Below are 21,918 nucleotides of genomic sequence, written 5' to 3' on the forward strand. Positions count from 1 at the left end.
TTGTCGGAAGGCTATACCATTTTGCCTGCTCTATGAAGTCAACCCTGATTCTGCTCTCCCTGCTGCTTTCCATGACCTTGCACGCCCAAACCCGCCCCGCCAAAACCACTCTGTTTGATGCTGGCTGGCGCTTTCATCGGGGCGGCGCGCAGGGGGCCGAAAAACCCGCTTTCGACGATAAGCAGTGGCGCACCCTCGACCTGCCCCACGACTGGAGCATCGAGGACATGCCGGGCACCGCCTCTCCTTTCAACCCCGACGCCGTTAGCCAGGTAAACGGCGGCTTTACCACAGGCGGCACCGGCTGGTACCGCAAAACCTTTGTGGTGCCCGCTACCCAGAAAGGCCAACGCGTTCAGCTTCAGTTCGATGGCGTGTATATGAATGCCGAAGTCTGGCTGAATGGCCAGCTTTTGGGCACGAACCCCTACGGCTACACCAGCTTCTGGTACGACATCACCGACAAAGTGCAGTTTGGGGCCAACAACGTGGTGGCCGTACAGGTCAGGAACGAGGGATTGAACAGCCGCTGGTACTCTGGCTCAGGCATTTACCGGCACGTGTGGCTCACGGTGCAAAACCCGGTGCATGTGGAGCCCTGGGGGGCTTTTTTCACGACGCCGAAGATAACCCCGACCGAAGCCCGGGTAAAAGCCCAGACCAAAGTAGCCAATAAGAGCCCTCAGGCGGCGCAAATCAGGCTTGTTACCACTCTGCGCAGCCCCCAGGGGCGCGAGGTGGCCCGCACCGAATCGAAGCAAACGGTGGCGGCTGGCTCTACGGCTACGCTCGTGCAGGCCCTGGCGGTGAAGTCGCCGGAGCGGTGGTCGGTGGAGAAACCGGCGCTGTACATGGCCCTGACGGAAGTTTATCAGGGCCAGCAGCTCATCGATCAGGTAGAAACGCCGTTTGGTATTCGCTCCATTTCTATCGATGCCAAAAACGGATTTCAGCTAAATGGGCAGACCGTGAAGCTGAAAGGCGGCTGTATTCACCACGACAACGGCCCCCTAGGCGCCCGCGCCTACGACCGGGCCGAGGAGCGCAAGATTGAGTTGCTCAAAGCCAGCGGTTACAACGCCATTCGGTGCTCCCACAATCCGCCCTCACCCGCCCTACTCGACGCCTGCGACCGGCTGGGCATGCTCGTCATCGACGAGGCTTTTGATATGTGGCGACAAGGCAAAAACCCCTACGATTACCATCTGTACTTTGATCAGTGGTGGCAAAAAGACGTGGCCAGCATGGTGCTGCGCGACCGAAATCATCCGTCTATCATTCTCTGGAGTCTGGGCAATGAGATACCGGAGCGCGGCAAGCCTGAAGGCGTAAAAACCGCCCGCCAGCTCGCCGATTACATTCGCACCCTTGATTCCACGCGGGCCATTACCGCCGCCGTCAATGGCCTCGGCCCCGACAAAGACCCCTACTTCGCCGTGCTCGACGTGGCCGGCTACAACTACGCTGCCGGCGGCGACCATCACCAGAAGGATATCTACGCCAAGGACCACGCCCGCCTGCCCAAGCGCGTGATGTACGGCGCGGAGTCGTATCCGCTGGAAGCATTTGGCAGCTGGATGGGTGTGGTAGATTATCCCTACGTGATTGGCGACTTCGTTTGGACCGCCGTGGATTACATCGGCGAGGCCAGCATTGGCTGGCTGGGCTATTGGCAGTACCAAAGCTTTTACCCCTGGAACCTCGCCTTCTGCGGCGACATTGATATTTGCGGCTGGAAGCGGCCTCAGTCCTACTACCGCGATGCGCTCTGGAAAGAAAACCAGGTTTCGCTTTTCGTAAAGCCCCCCACGCCCTCTTTCCCTCTGAACCCCAACCAGAAGGAAGAATGGAGCAAGTGGGAATGGCACGACGTGCTCGCCGACTGGACCTGGCCGGGCCAGGAAAATAAGCCCCTGACCGTGGATGTGTATTCCTCCTGCGAGCAGGTTGAACTTTTCCTGAACGGCAAAAGCCTCGGCACAAAACCCACCACCCGCGCCACCAAATTCATGGCCACCTGGAGCGTGCCCTACCAACCTGGCGAGCTAAAAGCCATCGGCCGCACCGGCGCTAAAGAGGTAGCTACAGCCACGCTACAATCGGCGGATAAACTCACTCGCCTCGCCCTCACCCCTGACCGCCAAACCATCCGCGCCAACGGCCAGGACCTGAGCTATATCACCGTAGAGCTAGTCGACAGCAAAGGCATCCGCCACCCCAAAGCTGATAACGCCCTGAAGTTTGAGCTAAGCGGCCCCGGTACCATTGTCGGCGTGGGCAATGCCAACCCCACCAGCATCGAGAGCTACCAGCGCCCCCAGCGGAACGCCTGGCAAGGGCGGGCGCTGGTTATAGTGAAGTCGGGTGAGCAGGCAGGTAAGATTACGCTGCGGGCTAGTGCGGAAGGGTTGCCGGCTGTGGAAGTGACTATAGCGGCTGAGTAGACAGTTCTTTCATAGCTACTAACTCGTATTAGGATCATTGCTGATTCTCGCAAAAATCCTTTCTGCCTTCAGCCACTATTTCTCCGTTTTCGTTGTTACCAACGATCTATCCAATCCCGATTCCTTTGTCTGAACAACATATCCTCACCGACCCTTACGCGCTGGAAAAAGAGCTGCGCAAGGTGCAGGCCCTGCTGAAGCTGGAGCAGCAGGAAGACCTGGAGCAGTTTAAAATCAAGAGTGCCAAAACGACCATCGCCGAGCGCCAGCACCGCGGCCTGACTTGGTATCCGGTTAAGATTACGAAAGAAGAAATAGGCTTTGGCGGCAAGCTGGTGCTCGAATTGGAGCGCCCGGCCAGCCAAAACAGTCTGCACCTATTTCAAGTGGGCCGTAATGCCGCCCTCTTCGGTAATATTCCCAACCGCGCCGGCTCCGACCGGCCCACGCTCAACGGCGTGATTACGGCCGTGCGCCGCAATAAAATCCTGCTCGCCACTAATAAAGAAGACCTCCCCGATTGGGTCGACGAAGGCAAGCTGGGCGTTGATCTGACCTTTGATGAGGTTAGCTACCGTGAAATGGACTACGCCCTGGGCAAAGTCATGGGTGCGTATGAGTCGCGCCTGGCTGACCTGCGCGATGTGCTGCTGGGGGGCAAATTAGCCCGTTTTAAGCCCGATGCAGAAGCCATGCTGTACTATCCGAGCCCGCTGAATGAGTCGCAGCTTGCCGCGGTGCGCCACGTGTTGGCGGCGCAGGATGTGGCTATTATTCACGGCCCTCCCGGCACGGGCAAAACTACTACGCTGGTACAGGCCATCATCGAAACCATCCGGCGCGAGCGGCGGGTGCTGGTGTGTGCGCCCTCCAATACGGCTGTGGACTTGCTCACCGAAAAGCTAGCTGAGCGCGGCGTAAACGTCATTCGCATGGGTAACCCCTCGCGCGTGTCCGATTTGCTGCTGGAGCATACCTTGGACGCTCAGATTATGAATCATAAGAGCTACTCGGAGCTAAAATCGATGCGGCAGACGGCGGAGCAATACCGTGAGATGGCCGGCAAATTCAAGCGCCATTTCGGGTGGGAAGAGCGCGAGCAGCGGCGCATGCTCAAAGAGCAGGCTCACCAGATGCTGCAGGAATCGGATCAGCTGGAGCGCTACATCACGGAGGATTTGCTGGATAAGGTGCAGGTAATCACCTGCACGCTGGTGGGTGCCGGCAACCGCGCCATTCGCCACCTCACCTACGAAACCGTCTTTATCGACGAAGCCGCGCAGGCGTTGGAACCCGGCTGCTGGATTCCGATCACCCGCGCCAACCGCGTGGTGCTGGCCGGCGACCACTGCCAATTGCCCCCCACGGTGAAAAGTGAGCAAGCCGCCCGCGACGGTCTGCGCGAAACGCTGTTCGAAAAGTGCATTCAGCGCCAGCCCGACGTGGCCCGTATGCTGGAAGTGCAATACCGTATGCACGAGCAGATTATGGCCTTCAGCTCGGCCCAGTTCTACGACAACAAGCTCATAGCCCACTCCACCGTCCGCCACGCCGACCTCCCCGACTACGACCTCCGCTTCGCCCCCGACCTGGCCGTAGAGTTTCTGGACACCGCCGGCTTTGGCTTCCAGGAAATGGGCATCGCCGAAAGCCGCTCCGTGGCTAACCCCGAAGAAGCCGACTTACTCCTACGCCGCCTGGCCGAGCTGCTGGCCGCCTACGTGCCCGAAGACCACCTGGAAGATCTGCTAACGGTGGGCGTAATTGCCCCCTACCGCTCCCAGATCAACTACCTGAAGGACAAAGTAGAAGAAACGCCTGAGCTAGCCGAAATGACCACCCACCGCCTGCTCACCGTGGGCACCGTGGACGCCTTCCAAGGCCAGGAACGCGATATTATCTGCGTATCGATGACGCGCTCCAACTCAGCCGGCGACATCGGTTTCCTCTCCGATATCCGTCGCATGAACGTAGGCATGACCCGTGCCCGCCGCAAGCTCCTCATCGTAGGTGACTCCAGCACGCTGGGTCGGCACCCTTTCTACAAGGACTTTCTGGATTATGTGGAGAGTATCGGGGCGTATAGAACGGCCTGGGAGATGCAGTAGGGCCTCACGTGGGCCATTTCCCGTGGAAAAGGGGAGCCTAATGGCGCGGCTATGTCGGTTCCTGCCTCCGCTACTACTACCGATTTGGCAGCAGCGTTTATGATATTTTTAACATTTAAAAAGCCCCCCAGAATATTTCTGGGGGGCTTTTTACATGTTAAACCACGAGAAGATCAACGACAGATAGACTGTTAGCTTTAACTGTGCAGGTATCTCGCTGCTCTACTTTACCATTTACTGTAACAGAATACGCCCTACTACCTGTTGATTTTCCCCTATCGTAAGCTGCACAAAATAGAGCCCTGGGGATAAGTTACGCGGGTAAACAAATACTTGACCACCCACCGGGGCAGCAGAGATACCTTGCTCATGTACTACTTGTCCGAGACTATTGAGCAACGCAAGCGTCCCGGCCTGCATTAGCAACCCGGCGGGTAGCCCAACATTAAACTGTTGGTGTGCAGGGTTTGGATATAAGGTAACGAGTCCTCCTAGCGGGGTGCTGGTCCTTGTTGCTAAAGGCACTCCGCGACCGTTCAGTCGGATGGTGACCCCACCGCGGCCTCTATTATCATCGGTAACCAAGTCCAAGTCACCATCACCATCAACGTCGCCCAAAATCAAGTCCCATTGTACACCAAGACTGGAGAAACCCGCCATACTAGTGAGCGTAGCGCGCCCATCATTGAGAAATAAACGTACGCTCTGAGTAGCATTGGCAGTAAAATCAAAGCCATACGTCAAGACATCTAGGTCACCATCAGCATCTACATCGCCCAATTCTAGTACGTAGGCAACATCATTGCTGGCAGAAATGAACCGACGCTGTCCGGCACTGGCGAAGCGCGCTGTGCCATCGTTGAGCAATACTGTTATTCCCCACTGCCTAAAATCTGGTCGGTCAGTTAGTACAACATCCAGGTTGCCATCACCGTCCATATCACCAAGCTTTAGGGTGGTAGGTGCCCTATCTAATACTACGTCAGCGTTGGTAATAAATTTGCCGTTGCCATCATTGAGCCGCACTGTTAGCACGTGGTTAGTTCGACTTAAAGTACCCACTGGTGCTGCCAGCAGATCTAAGTCACCATCATTATCGACGTCACCGAGGCGAATGAATGAAAATGAACTACTCATCTGCTGCTGCGGCTCAGCGCTGAAGTTGCCAGTTCCGTCGTTATGTAGTGTTGAAATAGCAGTTTGGCTTGAGTTGCCCGTTATTATGTCAAGGTCTCCATCCCCATCTATGTCGCCTACCTCCACAGGGAACTCATGGATGCTGCCTCTTACTCCCCCTAGTGGCAACAGTCTCTGCTTGAGACTAAGTAGCCCAGTCCCGTCATTGGAGAAAACAACAACATTGCTCCCCTCGGAGGTTATTACATCCAGGTCTCCGTCTCCGTCAAAGTCCCCGAGATGTAAGCAGGCATAAGCGTGTTCTATCCGCGTATAGACCGGTGGGGCAAATTTACCGTTGCCCGTGTTGAGGGCCACCGCAACATAGTCGTCACCATTGGTGTCTACACTGAGTACCATATCCAGATCACCATCACCATCCATGTCACCCAGCCGGATAGCGGAGGAAGTGAGTTTGAGGGGCAAATCGGAATCAGCGACAAATGTGCCCTGCCCAGTGCCGCCTGTAGCCACCCTGAACTGGTACACCTGCTTGGACGAAGTCTTGCCTTGTACCCCCAAAAGCGCGTCGGGTGAGGTCACGCTCACCAACTCACCAGGAACAAAGTCCAAGGTAGGGTTAAAGGTGAGCGAGCCTGTGCCAGCTCCAGTCAGTACACCGGCTCGCAGGCCCTGACGCTGGCTGCTATATACACGCAGATGAGCAGCGGCGGACGCGCTCACAGGTTGCGAAAATTCCATGGTTAGATTCGCACCAGGGGCCACATTAAGGCCATTTCGGCTGGGCAACAAACCCGTTGCAGTCGAAGATGTAAATACCTCGCGGCTAGTAGCCGTACCGCTGGGCGTCGTAATGCTCAGAGGGCCGGTGCCAGCGCCAGCGGGCACCAACACTGTAAGCTGATTGCCGGACAGTAGCTTGAAGCCAGGGGCCGTCACACCGTTGAAGCGCACGGCAGTAACGCCGCCAAAATAAGTCCCCGTCACCGTAACCAGCCGGTGCACTGCGCCGCTACCGGGCGTAAAGCTCGTAATGGAAGGCGTTGGTACCGTGAACGGACTAGTACTCGTAGCCACGCCATGAGGTGAAGTAACGACAATTAGGCCAGTAGCCGTATTAGGATCAATAGTGAGTTTGAGTTGGCTCTCCGACTCTACCGTAAAGGCTACTGGCACTCCACCTATTGTTACGCGGGTCACGCTGCCTAGTCCTAGTCCTGAAAGCGTGATTTCGGCACTTGCGCTGCCACTCTGGGGGGTAAATCCTACAATAACGGGCGCAATAGAATGGTTTAAATAGGTAAACAGACCTGTCTTCGTATCAAGTCTACCAGGAACAGTCAAGCTGTCACCACCCAAAACGATATCTAGGCTGCCATCGAGGTCAAAATCAGCTACGGTTACATGGTCTGGGTTGGTATTCTCCCCCACTACGGCAGCCTGACTAAAGTTTCCTGCTCCGTCATTGGAGAGCAAGTGAACCCCTAAATAGCGCTCATTATTTGCCACTAGAAGATCGAAGTCACCATCAGCATCAAAGTCGCCTAAGCGCAGATAGCTCGACCTTCCCAATGAGCCTATCACCTGCATAGGGCCAAACTCACCCCGCCCGTCACCCCGATATAATATTGCGCTTCCCGAGGTACCTAAAACTAAGTCGAGGTTACCATCGGAGTCAACGTCACCGACCTCTATTGCGGCGCCCGTCTGCCCACCCAATGACAGCGGGGGCTGTGGCACAAAGCTTCCATTTCCCATTCCTAGGCTTTTGTAAAGAAAGGCAGTACCGGTACCCGAGGTCAGTAAGTCGAGCATTCCATCATTATTGATGTCAGCTAAGCTTATAGCCATGGCATAGGGCGCCGAAGCCACATTTGCCTGCCGTAGAAAGGTTCCATTGCCCAAATTCAGGGAAACCATAACGCTATCCACCTCCCGGATCAGGGCCATTATGTCGGGTAAGCCGTCCCCGTTTAAATCGCCAATGACTATGTTCGGTGCTGTGCCGCTTACCTGATGTACCAGCTGCGCTGGGCCAAAGCTGCCCGTGCCCGTGCCAGCTCGCCAGACGAGGCGATTAATTTCCCGGTTGTTTGAATTGCGTGTGACGTATTCGCTCATAACCAGATCCAGGTGAGCATCCCCGTTGATGTCCGCTACTTTTAGAGCCCGTATCAATGGGTTAGCCAGTGTAGTAGTGCGCACCCCAAAATGGCCCTTGCCATCATTAAACAATAGGCGCAGGCGGTCCTCTCTTCCTTCACTGTTTATTAAGTCAGGAGCTCCATCTTCATCAAAATCTCCAGTGGGGCCGCTACCAAATGCCACGTAGCTTGCCCAGCGCAGGTTATTGCGGCCAGGTCCACCCGTGGCGGCAGTAAAGTCGTATACCTGGGACTGAGCTGTATTGGAGGATAGTTGGCTGGGTACGGGCAACGAAACCTGCACCCGTTCACCTGGTGTAAAATCCAGAGCTGGATCAAAACGCCGCTCCGCCGTGCCCACACCGCTAGCAGTGCCTGTACGACGCCCCTGCCGCTGTTCACTAGTTACGACCAGGGCAGCAGCGGCGTTAGCGTCCAAGCTTTGACTCAAGCGCAAAACCACATCCGCGTTATTAGGGGCACGCAGGGAGTTGCGAGCAGGACTAAGATTTATTGCGGCTACAGGTTCAACTACTGTAAAACTGCCCGCACTGCTGCCCGTTCCGCCCGGAGTCGTAACAAGCAGCGGGCCGGAAACTGCTCCAGCGGGTATAATAGCCACACATTGAGTGGGTGATAAAACCTGCACGGCCGCTACTGCCCCACCCCCAAAAGTTACCTGCCGGGCGCTGTTTAGGTTAGTGCCGCTCAGCACCACGCGCGCGCCAACGGAGCCTTGTGCTGGCGAGAAAGAAGTCACTGTTGGAGCCGGGCGCCCTTGGTTAAACCGGACAGTTAATGCATTATTTTCCCGATTATTATATACAACGTCTAAGTCCCCATCTCCATCGAAGTCTCCCAACTCAGAACTAAATACTAGGTTGCCTTGCGCAGCTAAAATTTGAGTATTCGGTTGGTGTACTCCCCCATGCCCGTCGCCTAGCTGTACATTTAACTCAGCGGGCGGCAGAATCGATCCGTCGCTGCCACCTGCGGCGAGGGTTAGTATGTCAAGGTGACCGTCCGCGTTGACATCAGCCAAGCTGACGGACCGCGGATACACACCGACTTCAATTGGGGTGGAGCGGGGACCAAACTGCCCAGTACCTTGCCCGGGCCATATGGCCAGCATGCCAGGCAAGGTAGCAGTGGTGCTGCCGTAGTTGTAAGCAACAACTACCGCATCGGGAATTCCGTCCTCCGTAAGGTCACCCACGGCTAAGTCTTGTACACTTCGCGGCAAAAAAATCCGTGCTGGAGTTTGAGCGGTAAGCCCACCCCGTCCGTCATTTAGGATAGTCACCAGCTGGTCGCCCTGCCAAGGCGAAGACAGGGCCAATACATCAAGGTCACCATCCCGATCCAGGTCGGCTAGGCGCAACTGATAGATATTAGGACAGTTAGCTATGCCGGCTAAGGTGAACGTTCCGCTTCCATTATTGAGAGCTACCCGCACTATATCGTTGTCCTCCCGGAAAACTATGTCCAGATCACCATCAGCATCTAAGTCGCCCACGCGTATCTTGGTTGCCTCCCGCACAACAGAGAACGGTGTACCAGGTGTGAAGCGTCCCTGTCCGTTGTTATGCCACACGCTAATGCGGGGTATTCTCAAGGCGTCCGAATAGCCCTCTGATACGAGCAAGTCGAAATCGCCATCCCCATCCACATCGACAGGCAGTATCTCGCCTGAGGCACCTACTAGGGCAGGCGGGGCGCTACTTGCCATCGGGCTAAAGCGGCCCTGTCCGTCATTGAAGCGCAATTCCAGAGTACCCGAACCGGTGACCTGAGGGCTGCTAATAAGGTCGAGGTCGCCATCGTTATCTAAGTCGGCTGCTCGTACTCCAACCGAAGGCGTTGGTAGCGGGATACTCGTGCTACCCGCTTCCGCGAAGATGCCCTCGCCTGAGCCGCCCGTTGCCACCCGAAACTCTACTACCCGGGGCTGCACCGAACCACCTGAAGTTCCTGTTAGGCCTGCTGGCAGGCTTAACGCTACGTGTTCGCCCGGAGCAAAAGCTGGGTTAGGAGTCAGACTCAAGGTGGTAGTGTTTCCACCACTAATGCCCCCCAGCTGCCGCCCCCGCCGTTGCGAACCAAATACGTGCATGGCAGGAGCCGACAAGTCGGTAATCGGACTAGCAAAGGTAGCCTGTAGATTTGCGGTAGCACTTACATTGAGGGCATTTGCTTGTGGTGTAGTAGACGTTACAAGCACTGGAGGCACAGGCCCCTCTGTCACAACGAAGGGTTGGACGGAAGTCACTGAGCCTCCTACGGTAGTGATGCGTAGCGGTCCCGTGCTGGCACCGGTCGGCACTACTGCCACCACCTGCGAATTAGAGTTAACCACAAAGCGCGCACTTACGCCATTGAAATAAACGCCGGTAGTGCTACTAAGATTGGTGCCCGCTAGGCGGATGCCGGTGGCTCCTACTGGCCCAGCCCCTGGCGAAAAGGCATTTAAGGTGGGAATTCCTACTGATGGAGCTAATCCATCTCGGCCCAATATTACGCGGCCCCGCTGCTCATCAGCCGTGATTAGGTCCAGGTCACCATCACCGTCTACGTCCCCTAGCGTTACGCCTAAGGAGGTGGGCAACCCAAACTTGGCCGTTAATTCTAACGCTCCAAATTGAGCAGCTAAACCACCTGTTCCATTATTAAGAAACGTAATAATTTGCCCCCCGCGGCCCTGTGCTACAACCAGATCTGGGGCGCCATCAGCATTCACGTCTCCAGTACGTAGCCCCGTGGGAGTGCTACCAGGCGGTAAGGCTAAGGTAGTAGTACCAGTAAAGCCGCCCAAGCCGCTATTAAGGCGCACGCTCACCGTCCCATCAGCTGCGTTGGCGGTAACCAAGTCCAGGTCGCCATCCAGGTCTAGGTCAGCTAGGTCCAGGTCAGAAGGCGCCCCGCCTACCGCCACGCTCGTAGTGCCGCTAAAGCCGCCAAGCCCATTATTGAACCGGATACTAACCGAATTACTGCCACTATTGCTGGTGAGAACATCTAAGTCGCCGTCATTGTCCAAGTCAGCCAGCTGCACCGTAGTAGGCTCTATACCTACGCTTACACTAGCGGTAGCGGTAAACTTAAAAAGTTGAGCGGCACCACCATTGAAGCCTACCGTCACGGAATTACCCCAGTGGTTAGCCGACACAAAGTCCAGGTCCCCATCGCCGTCTACGTCGCCGGTAGCCACGCTTACTGGTCGTGCGCCCACTGATACTAATTGTCCAGCTAAATTGAGGAAACCGAAACTTCCAGCATGGTCGCCAAATCCAATACCTACGGTGGCGTTATCAGCATCGCCCGCCAGCAAGTCTAGATAGCCATCCTGGTTTATATCGGCCAGAGTAGCTCCACTAGGTGTACTTCCTACAACGGAATTGAAAAGTGGCGTAAAGTGCCCCTGGCCGTTATTCATGTATGAATACATGCCGAACAATCCCGACGAGGTCACTAGGTCTAAGTCGCCATCATTATCAAGGTCTCCCAGTAATTGATCGCGGGAGTTAGTGGGAGCAACTTCAGTTGTGTCGAGGAAGAAACCTTGCCCTAATCCCGCAGTTGCAGCTGTAAAGGTGTATACATGGCGCCTGGCCCCTATACCTCCCGTACTCGTAAGCGTGGTAGGTATACTTACGCTTACGCGCTCGCCAGGAGCATAGGGCTGAACTGGCGAAAAGACCAGCGTAGATGTGTGGCCACCGTTAAGCCGACCGGAAAGCAGGCCGCGTCCCTGACTACCATAAACCCGCAGATTAGTAGCCGAGGAGGTCGTAATAGCTTGCGTAAAATTCAATGTCACGGGCTCCACGCGGGGTGCTGCCGCCGCATGACGCACAGGTTGCATGCTTACTACAGTTGGTGCTTGTGCCCACACCGTTGAGCCACTGCCTATCCCAAGGAAAACCCAAATAGATAGAAAAAATAAAATATTACATGTAAAGTATTGACGCATACGCCTATAGCTGATGAAGTAAAAGTTCAAATAGTACAAACCAAGTCTTACATAAATATAGTACAATTATAAAGCCTGAATTTCGGGTTTAAATGAATTATAAAGCCATTTAAGTAACTTCTTTATAAATTTTAAAATCTACTAGAAATCACGATTTAATCTTCTATAGCACAATCCATAAAATGGATGAAAGGCGGTTCTTTCATATGCTGTATGGACATGGCCAACACTACCTCTCCGGCCCGCGCCCTCAGTACAGAAACCGAATATATCTAGCAAAAAAAGCCCCCCAGAACTATTCTAGGGGGCTTTTTATGCTAGATATAGTACTCTATGCTACTGCTAGATTAGTGGCGGGTGCGTTAGCCAACGTAGCCGCGTAGCATGAGTAGTCTGGCGCCCCGCTCCGCGGGACTTCGCGCTTTAAGCGAAATTAGGCTGGGGGGTGAGGCTACTTCAAATCAATCACCGACATCGTATGCGGCGCGTCTGACTTTGTATTCACAAAGTTCTTCTCCGGCTTATCGAAGTTGGTCACATAGAGACGCTTGCCGTTGAGCAGCACTTCGGCGGGCTGGTCGAGGAGGCCATTGGCGCCGTTGGTGTCACCGTTTTTGGCCAGGGTGGTTACCGAGTTGTTTTTCAGGTTGATAACCTGAATGGCGTTGTCGCGGGAGTTGCAGACGTAGACTTTGTCGGTGGCGCGGTCGATGACGAGGCCATCGACGCAGGTTATTTTGTCGCCGGTGAGCTTGAGGGCTTCTTTTTTGGCCAACGTACCATTGGGCTTCATCGTCAATTTATAGAAAGTACCGTCACCGAAGGAGCCGGTGTAGAAGTCGCCGCGGCTGTCGTAGTCGAGGCCGTCGGCGCCGTTGTCTAGGCCGGTTTCGTTGACCTGAGTGGTGAAGGTGGCCAACACATGTGGGTCCTTGGTTTTGGGTTTTAGGTGCACCACGCCCTTGTTTAGCTCATCCAAAGTAAACACCAGCACGGCGCTTCCTTTGTCGTCGTTGGGCATATCCCACTGGCTGTCAGTTACATAAATCTTATTTTCTTTCCAAACCACGGCATTTGCCAGCGCAAAGTTGTCGACCACCGTTTCTACGGTGCCGGGCTTGCCGTTTTCCACCCGCACCCGCATCAGCCGCGATTTGAATTTTTTGTCGTTTTCGTACTGATTCTCGGCGTAGTACAGGTGGCCGTCGGGTCCGAAGGCGAGGTCCATGGGGGCTGCCTTGTTGGTAGTGGGCTCGGGGGGCAAAGTGGTCAGGTAGGGTATCAGGCTGGTATCGGTCATTTCCATGAGCACGGCCGGATAGGAATTATTGGCCAGATTGGGCACAGACAGGATGATGTTGCCGTTAGGCGCCAAAGCCATACCATCGGGCGTGTTGTGGGCCTCATCGAGGGTGTGCAGCAGCTTGGGGCTGCCGACTTGGGCTATAGTATCTGGGGTGGCTGCGGCCGTATCGGCGGGTGCAGCGGCAGCGGGCATATCGGTCGCTTCGGTTTTGGTGGAGTTTGACTGGCAGCTGGCCAGCAGCCCTCCGCAGGCAAGCAGAAGGGTTATGAGGTTGGTTTTCATAGGGTAGTTTGGGCAGGTAATTGGTTTTTAGTACTCTACGGTTTAGGTTAACGGCCTGCCACCAAACTCGTTTGGCGGGGGGCAAATTTTTACTTCTCCAAAACCCCACCGCCTGGGTTGCAGTATCACAGAGGGTAGCGCTGGCATTAGGCATCATTTCCGTAACTAGCCGCTCGAAACCCATTTCCAACCCACATTCCAGGACTTTTCAGTCCCCCTGCAGTATGGCTCAAATCAGCGAAAACAAAGTCGTTACCATCACCTACGACCTCAGCGTGACGGACGAGAACAACGAAAAAGTATTGGTAGAATCGGCTGAGGCCGACAGCCCCATGGTGTTTCTGTTCGGTCACAGCGGCTTGCCCGAGGAGTTTGAAAATCAGCTTGATGGCAAACAAGCCGGCGACTCCTTCAACTTCTCCCTCACCCCTGACCAGGCCTACGGCGACTACGACCAGCAAGCCGTAGTGGGCATCCCCAAGCAGGTATTTGAAGTGGATGGCCAGATAGATGAGGAGATGCTCCAGGAAGGCAACTTCCTGCCCATGTCCGACAACGAAGGCCACCAGATGCAAGGCAAAGTAGTGTCCATCGGCGACACGGAAGTGCAAATGGACTTCAACCACCCCCTGGCCGGCATGGTCATGCACTTCGACGGTAAAGTAGCCGCCGTCCGCGACGCTACACAGGAAGAGCTAGCTCACGGCCACGTGCACGGCGAAGGTGGACATCACCACTAAGGATTACTATTTGATTTGAATAAAAAACGGGGCTATAAAGTCCCGTTTTTTATTTGTTTACTATGAAGATATTAATGTTTCAAAGATTTTTTCTGTCTTTAACAATTACAGATTAATATCTTCATAGTAAACCAAATACCATCTACCTTCCTTGGGCTTAAAAATGTATTTAGAACTAAAAGAAACATGTTTTTGCGACACCTCATTAATAGCAATGGTATCTGATCGTATTTTTTTCACCTCAAAGTTTATAGTATCAATATCACTTGGAATTCCTTTAAACATTCTCCATTTACCTTTCTGCCAATAATAAATTGTATCACTTACATCCATTCCATCAGTATTTATTCCAGGCAAAGGAAATTTTATCCTTTGTATTTGAAATATGCTGTCATTCGTAAATCTTTTATAAAAAGCATCAAAGGGCTCTAATGAAAAGATAGTGTCTTTGCTACTAGCTACTTGGCTAGCTTCTTTAAAATCTTTCTTTTCAGCATAATTATCTTGACAGCCCCCTAGTATCATTGGTACTAGAGTAATTAAGATTATAGTCGCAATATTTACATTATTCATCTTTAAGGATTTTTTTATTATTAATATAATAGTAATTATTGCAAGTTTAGCATCTCCCTCTAAATAGCGCGAGTTTAGCAAAGCGTAACTCGTGATTAGCCATATTGTGGAGGTTGCACCTCCACTGCCGCAAAGCGGCAAGCAGGAACTGCAATAAATCACCTTTTACCAAAACGATTTTGTTCTAGCATGGGAGGCGCAGCCTCCCGGCATGGTAGTCACGAGCTGCAAGCTCGCGCCAGTTCTGACGTCAGCCTTATTATGCGCTGTTGACGGATTGACTTGCCGCCTCCCTCAGCTCCGGCCAGAACGCCCGAAAATCCGCTTCATACGCCGGCAGCTCCGCCAGAAATGCGGCGGCGCCGGTGGCTAGTATTTCGGCGCTGGGTACGCGGCGGCTAAGGCCCAGCAGGGCGCGTTCCAGGCCCTGGGGGCGGGCGTAGCCGGTGAGCCAATCATCGCGGCGCATGTAGTGGAGCAGGTGGCGGAGGCGCTCGGGTAGCTCGTGGCGGCGGGTGTGCAGCAGGGCATAGTGGCGCTGGGCAAAGGCGGGCAGCGGTTCCGCGGGGTCGTCGAGGTGATAGTGGGCGAAGTCGCGGGCCAGTAGGTGGTCGAAGCCAACGTCGGAGACTACGCCGGCCCACTTGCCCAGGCCGGCGCCGCGCAGGCGGGCGGTGGTTCGGCGCACCAGCGGGTGGGCATCGGTATACGAGTCGATGAAGCGGTGCAGGCGGATGCCGCGCTGCACCGCGGGCGGGTAGGCCAACACCCCGGCCCGGCCGCGCACGGCTTCGGCCGCGAAGTTGCCCACCACGATATCGGCGTAATCGGGGGCGGCGGGCGAGCCAGAGAGCAGCAGGTGGGCCAGAAAGTTCATGGGGGGCAAAAGTACATCCGGACCAGTTGGGAAAGGGCGAAAAGCTCGACAGCCCTGAACCTTCGGCCCCACCGGCCGTATTTCCAGGTACTGTTCCAAACACCACCAAAACCCTAGAAATCATGGCCGAGCACGTAGCCGTAAGTAACGACGTTACCAAGCTGATTGACCGTATCAAAGACATCAAAATCGCGATGATGACCACCATCGAGCCCGATGGTACCCTGCATAGCCGCCCGATGTACACCCACGAGCCCGAGAATACCGGCACGCTATGGTTTTTCACGGAGCGCGACTCCGCCAAAATCGATGAGGTGCAGCAGGATCGGCACATCAACCTGGGCTACTCCAAGCCTAATGACAACCTGTACGTGTCCATTTCGGGCATTGCCAGCATCGTAAATGACCGCGAGAAAATCAAAGAGCTGTGGAATGAAGGCTTGCGTACTTGGTTTCCTAAAGGCTCCGACGACCCGAATATCTCCCTGCTCAAAGTAGACATACAGCGCGGCGAGTACTGGGATCAGCCCAGCAACGTACTGGTGCACGCTTTCGGCTATGTGAAAGCCGTAGCCACCGGCGAGCGGTACCAGCCCACCGGCGACGAGCATACCAAAGTAAACCCCAAATAGTGCTTTTCTGAGCTATGCGAGAGGGCTGGAAGCAATTCTGGCCCTTTTTTGTTGCTTACTAGTTTTCATGATTACGTTTTTATCAGAACGTCATGCAGAGGCGGAGCCGAAGCATCTCGCTCGCGGTAGTGGGATTACTAACCTCTCGTCAGCACGCGAGATGCTTCGGCTCCGCCTCTGCATGACGTTCTTTTAGGTTTACATATTAATTTTCAGACCTGAATACCATTCGCTTGACCTCCTCCCCGCTCACTACTATTTCATTATTTGGCCTTGCGCCCGGCCAGAAGCGCTGGGGGCTGGCTCAGATGGGCACTTCGCAGGCTCCGCTGCGCAAGGTGGCGGGGCTGCGGTTTTTCAAGCTGCTAGGCAGCGGGGCCGACAACGGGTTTGGGCTGCGGCCCAACTTGCATTTGTACGGGATGATGGCGGTGTGGGAATCGGCGGAGGCGGCCGCAGCGTTTTTTGCATCGCATCCGCTGTGGGTTGAGTACCAGCGCCAGAGCCAGGAAATCTGGACGGCGCATCTGGCTCCTATCAAAGCGCATGGACTTTGGGACGGCACCAATCCATTTGACTACGCTGTAGAAATGCCCCCCAGCGACGGGCCGGTGGCCGTGCTGACCCGTGCTTCCATTCGGTGGTGGAAAACGCCGCGCTTCTGGCGGTACGTGGCCCCTACCAGCGCCGCCATAGCCAAAGCGCAGGGCGTGCTGGGAGCCGTGGGGCTGGGTGAGCTGCCGGTGGTGCGGCAGGCCACATTCAGCATCTGGGAGTCGGCGCAGGCCATGCAGCAGTATGCGTACCGCGATGCCACGCACAAGGAGGTTATCCGGCTGACGCGGCAGGAAAAATGGTACGGCGAAGAGCTGTTTGCCCGGTTTCGGGTGCTGAGCAGCGAAGGCACCTGGGGGGGCAAAAATCCGCTGGCGGGCGTGTTATTGTAAGCAAATCAGAAAACCTGAACGTCATGCAGAGGCGAAGCCGAAGCATCTCGCGTGTTTAGCGGGATCAGTGCTCACACATGATCCCGCGCGATGCTCCGCTCCCGCTCTGCACGACCGCCACATTTAAATTTCTGGTTATCGACCACGCCCGATTTCCGAACTTGCGGCCGTATGAAACGACGTTTATTGTTAGCCGCTGGCCTGAGTGGGGGGCTTTTATTGGGTCTTAATCAGGAAGCGCGGGCCCAGGTCGAAAATGATGAGCGGCCAATGCGCTTCAACGGCATGGAATTCCGCTCAGCTGATTCCCTGTTTTACATCAACTTTCGCTTCCGCATGCAAAACCGGGCGGGCTTTATCTCTAAGTCGGGCACCGACCTGAGCGTGCGGGAATATGATGCGCGCGTGCGCCGTCTGCGCCTGCGCGCTGATGGCTACGTACTTACGGAAAAACTCGGCTACAGTCTGCAACTCTCCTTTTCCCGCGGCGACCAGGATTTTGAATCCTTGGGCGTGGCCAACATCGTGCGTGATGCGGTCATTTTTTATAATGTTACGCCCAACCTCTATTTTGCTTTTGGGCTAAACAAGCAGCCCGGTAACCGTCAGCGGGTTGTTTCCTCGGGTCAATTGCAGTTTGCGGAGCGCTCTATTGTGAATGCCGCCCTCACCATTGACCGCGACTTTGGCATTAAGGCATATTATACCCATCCGCTGGGCCCGGTTGCCTTGTATTCGCTGAAAGGCGCCATTACCACGGGTGAGGGCCGGGGGCCAAACGGCTCCGGTCCGGGCCTGGCTTACACGGGCCGCGCCGAGCTGCTGCCCCTGGGCGCCTTTAAGGGCGGCGGCGACTATTCGGAGGGCGACATCGAGCGCGAGCCTACCCCCAAAGTTTCGCTGGCGGCGGGCTACAGCTACAACCGGCAAACCGTACGCAGTGGGGGCCAACTCGGCGTGGAGCTGTACAGCCCCGTCGACCTGGGCACCTTTATCACCGATGCGATGGTGAAATACCAGGGTTGGGCTTATCAGACGGAATACATGCGCCGCACCAGTCCCAATCCCTTCACCTACGATTCTACCAACGACCTGCGCTATGCTTTTGTAGGACAAGGACTTAATCAGCAGCTTTCCTACTATTTTCCCTCCGGTTGGGAGCCAGCCCTGCGCTACTCCTGGCTACAGCCCAATCGTGTGCTCAGAGAGCAAGTTGATCAGCAGGACGTACTGGAGTTTGGCCTGACCAAATACCTGCGCAAGCACCGCGTGAAAGCCCAGCTCAATGCCAGCTACCAACCCGCCCGCGGCAACTGGGACCTCGACGCGCCCGGCAACCGCTGGGGCGGCGTGTTTCAGTTTGAGTTGGGTATTTAGGCATATACTGACCTTGCTCGTTAGCGCTGACGAGAGGTTAGTAATCCCACTACCGTGAGCGAGATGCTTCCCTACCGCTCTGCATGACAGATAGTGTGGCAACCTCAGCATGCGCCTAAAAAAGCCCCCCAGAGCTGACGGAACCTGCCTTGTAGCTACCATAGGCTATTTATCAAGGAGCCGCGCGGCTTTTTGCGTAATTTCGCCTGTTCAGAACAGCCTAAACTCCTGCTAATGCCCGCGTATCGTCCCGAGGAAATTGAAAAAAAGTGGCAAGCCCACTGGAAAACACATAAAACTTTCGAGGTAAGCAACAGCTTCGACAAGCCCAAGTACTACGTGCTCGACATGTTCCCGTACCCCTCAGGCGCGGGCCTGCACGTAGGTCATCCGCTGGGCTATATTGCCTCCGATATTGTGTCGCGCTTCAAGCGTTTGCAGGGCTTTAACGTGCTGCATCCCATGGGCTTCGACTCATTTGGCCTGCCCGCCGAGCAGTACGCTATCCAGACCGGGCAGCACCCCGAGAAGACCACCCGCGAGAACATTCAGCGATACATTGAGCAGCTTTCGTCGCTGGGCTTTAGCTACGACTGGAGCCGCGAAATTCGCACCTCCGATTCTAGCTATTACAAGTGGACGCAGTGGATTTTTCTCAAGCTGTTCAACTCTTGGTATAACCTGGAAACTAACCGCGCCGAGAACATCCGCACCTTGCAGGATATTTTTGGCGAGAAAGGCAGCGCCGGCGTGCGTGCCGCCGGCGACGCCGACGAGCGCCACGACTTCACGGCCGGGCAGTGGCAGATGATGACCGAGAAGCAGCGCATCGACGCGGTTCACCCCTATCGTTTGGCTTATCAGTCGGATACGTACGTGAACTGGTGCGCGGCCCTGGGCACAGTGCTCAGCAATGATGAGGTGAAAGATGGCCTCTCGGAGCGCGGCGGCTACCCCGTCGAGCGCCGCCTGATGCCCCAGTGGAACCTGCGCATCACAGCCTACGCCGACCGCCTGCTTCAGGGCCTCGACACCATCGACTGGCCCGAGCCGGTGAAGGAAATGCAGCGGAACTGGATCGGCCGCTCGGTGGGCGCTGAGGTTACGTTTCCGCTCCAAAATGCCCCCCAGCAGGGCATTAAGGTGTACACCACCCGCGTCGACACAATTTATGGCGCCACCTTCATGGTATTGGCCCCCGAGCACGAGTTGGCCGCCCAGCTCACTACGCCCGAGCAAAAAGAAGCCGTAGAAGCCTACGTGCTGGCCAGTAAGCGCCGCTCGGAGCGCGACCGTATGGCCGACACCAAAACTGTGTCGGGTGTATTTACTGGCAGCTACGCTATCAATCCGGTGAGTGCCGAGCCTGTGCCCGTGTGGTTGGCCGACTACGTGCTAGCTGGCTACGGCACCGGCGCCGTGATGGCCGTGCCCAGTGGCGACCAGCGCGACTACCTCTTCGCCAAGCACTTCAACCTGCCTATCATCGCCGTCACCGACGCTCAGCAGAACCTCGATCAGCAAGCCGACCCCACCAAGGAAGGCCGCTACATCAACTCTGAGCTCATCAACGGCCTCACCTTCAAAGAAGCCAACGACAAGCTCATTACTTGGCTGGAAGAGCACAACTTGGGTAAAGGCAAGGTAAACTTCCGCCTGCGCGACGCCATTTTTGGCCGTCAGCGCTACTGGGGTGAGCCCCTCCCGATTTACTATAAGGAAGGTTTGGCCTATGGTGTTGCCGAAGCTGATTTACCCATCGTGCTGCCCGAAATCGACGAGTACAAGCCCACCGAAACCGGCGAGCCGCCTCTGGGCCGCGCGCAGGATTGGAAGTACCGCGGCAAGTTCGACTTCGAGCTAAGCACTATGCCCGGTTGGGCCGGCTCTAGCTGGTACTACCTCCGCTATATGGACCCGCACAACGACGAGCGGTTTGTGAGCGAGGAAGCCGAGCAGTACTGGCAAACCGTTGACCTCTACATGGGGGGAGCAGAGCACGCTACTGGCCACTTGCTGTATGCCCGTTTCTGGTATCTGTTTTTGAAGGATCTGGGCCTCGTCAGTGGCAACGAGCCTTTCCAGAAGCTGATTAATCAGGGGATGATTTTGGGCCGCTCGAACTTCGTGTATCGATTGAATCTGACTTGGAATGTGGATTCAAGACAAAGCTCGCAATCAGCTTTATCGAAGTATTTTCCGCCTGCAATTTTTATATCAAAAGGTAAGCTGGATAAGTATGAAGCTGGTGATGCATCTACAATTGATGAGATTAAGAACTTTATAAAAAACTATCCTGCTGAGTTTAATAAGCGCGATTTGGGCGTTGTTATTAATCATGTCGATGGCTTTCAGGGTTTCTCTGCTCTGCACGTGGATATAAGCATTGTGGAGAATGATTTCATGAACATGGAAGCATTCCGTCGGTGGCGTCCTGACTTTACTAATTCAGAATTCATCACTGAAGATGATGGGCGGTACATCTGCGGTTGGGAGGTTGAGAAGATGTCGAAAAACCGCTTCAACGTAGCCAATCCAGATGAGTTGATCAATCGTTACGGCGCGGACGCGTTGCGTCTTTACGAAATGTTCTTGGGGCCGCTGGAGCAGTTCAAGCCCTGGAATACCAGCGGTATGAGCGGCGTGAGCAGCTTCCTAAAGAAGCTCTGGCGCTTGTTCCACCCCGAAGATGGAAAGTTAGCCGTCACCGACGAGGCCGCGACGCCTGCCGAGTTGAAGGCTCTGCACAAAGCCATCAAAAAGGCGCAGGAAGACATTGAGCGGTTCTCGTTCAACACTTCCGTCAGCACCTTCATGATTGCCGTGAACGAGCTAACGGCCCTGAATTGCCACAAGCGCGCTATTCTGGAGCCACTCACGGTAATTATTTCTCCTTACGCACCTCACTTGGCCGAGGAACTGTGGGCTGAACTAGGTCACGAGCCCGGCAGCATTACTAACGCTCAATTCCCAGTATTCGAGGAGAAATACCTCGAAGAAGCCAGCATCGATTATCCCATTTCCTTCAACGGCAAGATGCGCGGCAAAATGACCTTCGCCGCCGCTGCCGTTGCCGCTGATATTGAGAAGGAAGTCTTGGCCTCCGAGATTTTCGAAAAGTTCAGCGAAGGCAAAGCAGCGAAAAAGGTAATCGTGGTGCCCGGCCGGATGGTGAATGTGGTAGTGTAGAGCCCCACGATTGGCCTCACCCCCCGGCCCCCTCTCCTAAGGGAAAGGGGGAGCCTGACGCTAGTCGTTTTACGCGGCTACGTCGGCTAGCGCCTCCGTAACCGCTACCGCTCGACTCGCTTTACCTCAGAAAAAGCCCCCCAGAGTATCTCTGGGGGGCTTTTTGCTTTTCCAAATAATCTAAGATTGGTA

At 55.2% G+C, this 21,918-nt stretch carries 11 protein-coding genes; 7 read left to right on the top strand and 4 right to left on the bottom strand.

The window, feature by feature from the left end; genetic code table 11:
• Positions 1 to 32 precede the first annotated feature (32 nt).
• On the top strand, positions 33 to 2,444 hold the full coding sequence (locus IEW06_RS15745; protein ID WP_187731851.1) for a glycoside hydrolase family 2 TIM barrel-domain containing protein: 2,412 nt from the start codon (positions 33 to 35) through the stop codon (positions 2,442 to 2,444).
• Positions 2,445 to 2,569: 125 nt separating this feature from the next.
• On the top strand, positions 2,570 to 4,552 hold the full coding sequence (locus IEW06_RS15750; protein WP_188548562.1) for an AAA domain-containing protein: 1,983 nt from the start codon (positions 2,570 to 2,572) through the stop codon (positions 4,550 to 4,552).
• Positions 4,553 to 4,786: 234 nt separating this feature from the next.
• On the opposite strand, the gene IEW06_RS15755 is transcribed toward IEW06_RS15750, so the two are convergent.
• Complete coding sequence (locus tag IEW06_RS15755) at positions 4,787 to 11,803, bottom strand: FG-GAP-like repeat-containing protein (protein WP_262891924.1); 7,017 nt, start codon at positions 11,801 to 11,803, stop codon at positions 4,787 to 4,789.
• Between the two features lie 451 nt (positions 11,804 to 12,254).
• Positions 12,255 to 13,391 (bottom strand): NHL repeat-containing protein, encoded by a 1,137-nt coding sequence (locus tag IEW06_RS15760; RefSeq protein ID WP_187731846.1) that lies wholly within the window; start codon positions 13,389 to 13,391, stop codon positions 12,255 to 12,257.
• 224 nt (positions 13,392 to 13,615) lie between these two features.
• On the opposite strand from IEW06_RS15760, the gene IEW06_RS15765 reads away from it, so the two are divergent.
• Positions 13,616 to 14,131, top strand: a complete 516-nt coding sequence (locus IEW06_RS15765; RefSeq protein ID WP_187731845.1) for an FKBP-type peptidyl-prolyl cis-trans isomerase — start codon at positions 13,616 to 13,618, stop codon at positions 14,129 to 14,131.
• Between the two features lie 105 nt (positions 14,132 to 14,236).
• Here the strand turns inward: IEW06_RS15765 and IEW06_RS15770 are convergent, their stop codons facing one another.
• On the bottom strand, positions 14,237 to 14,785 hold the full coding sequence (locus tag IEW06_RS15770; protein WP_187731844.1) for a DUF4348 domain-containing protein: 549 nt from the start codon (positions 14,783 to 14,785) through the stop codon (positions 14,237 to 14,239).
• A gap of 178 nt (positions 14,786 to 14,963) precedes the next feature.
• Positions 14,964 to 15,581: an acyl carrier protein phosphodiesterase gene (locus tag IEW06_RS15775; protein ID WP_187731843.1), complete on the bottom strand. Its 618-nt coding sequence runs from the start codon at positions 15,579 to 15,581 to the stop codon at positions 14,964 to 14,966.
• Positions 15,582 to 15,607: 26 nt separating this feature from the next.
• Here IEW06_RS15775 and IEW06_RS15780 point away from each other — a divergent pair, with 26 nt between their 5' ends.
• The 4 genes from IEW06_RS15780 (at position 15,608) to IEW06_RS15795 (ending at position 21,726) form a co-directional block, all read left to right on the top strand.
• A complete protein-coding gene (locus IEW06_RS15780; protein ID WP_229743142.1) occupies positions 15,608 to 16,213 on the top strand; it encodes a pyridoxamine 5'-phosphate oxidase family protein in 606 nt (201 codons plus the stop codon).
• 233 nt (positions 16,214 to 16,446) lie between these two features.
• Positions 16,447 to 17,160: a spheroidene monooxygenase gene (locus IEW06_RS15785; protein WP_229743143.1), complete on the top strand. Its 714-nt coding sequence runs from the start codon at positions 16,447 to 16,449 to the stop codon at positions 17,158 to 17,160.
• A gap of 171 nt (positions 17,161 to 17,331) precedes the next feature.
• On the top strand, positions 17,332 to 18,537 hold the full coding sequence (locus IEW06_RS15790; protein ID WP_223284514.1) for a porin: 1,206 nt from the start codon (positions 17,332 to 17,334) through the stop codon (positions 18,535 to 18,537).
• A gap of 234 nt (positions 18,538 to 18,771) precedes the next feature.
• Positions 18,772 to 21,726 carry a leucine--tRNA ligase gene (locus tag IEW06_RS15795; RefSeq protein WP_188548564.1) on the top strand — a complete coding sequence of 985 codons (2,955 nt, stop codon included), beginning with the start codon at positions 18,772 to 18,774 and terminating at the stop codon, positions 21,724 to 21,726.
• Positions 21,727 to 21,918 lie beyond the last annotated feature (192 nt).

This window comes from Hymenobacter qilianensis (assembly GCF_014638675.1).
In the GTDB taxonomy this organism is placed as follows: Bacteria; Bacteroidota; Bacteroidia; order Cytophagales; family Hymenobacteraceae; genus Hymenobacter; species Hymenobacter qilianensis.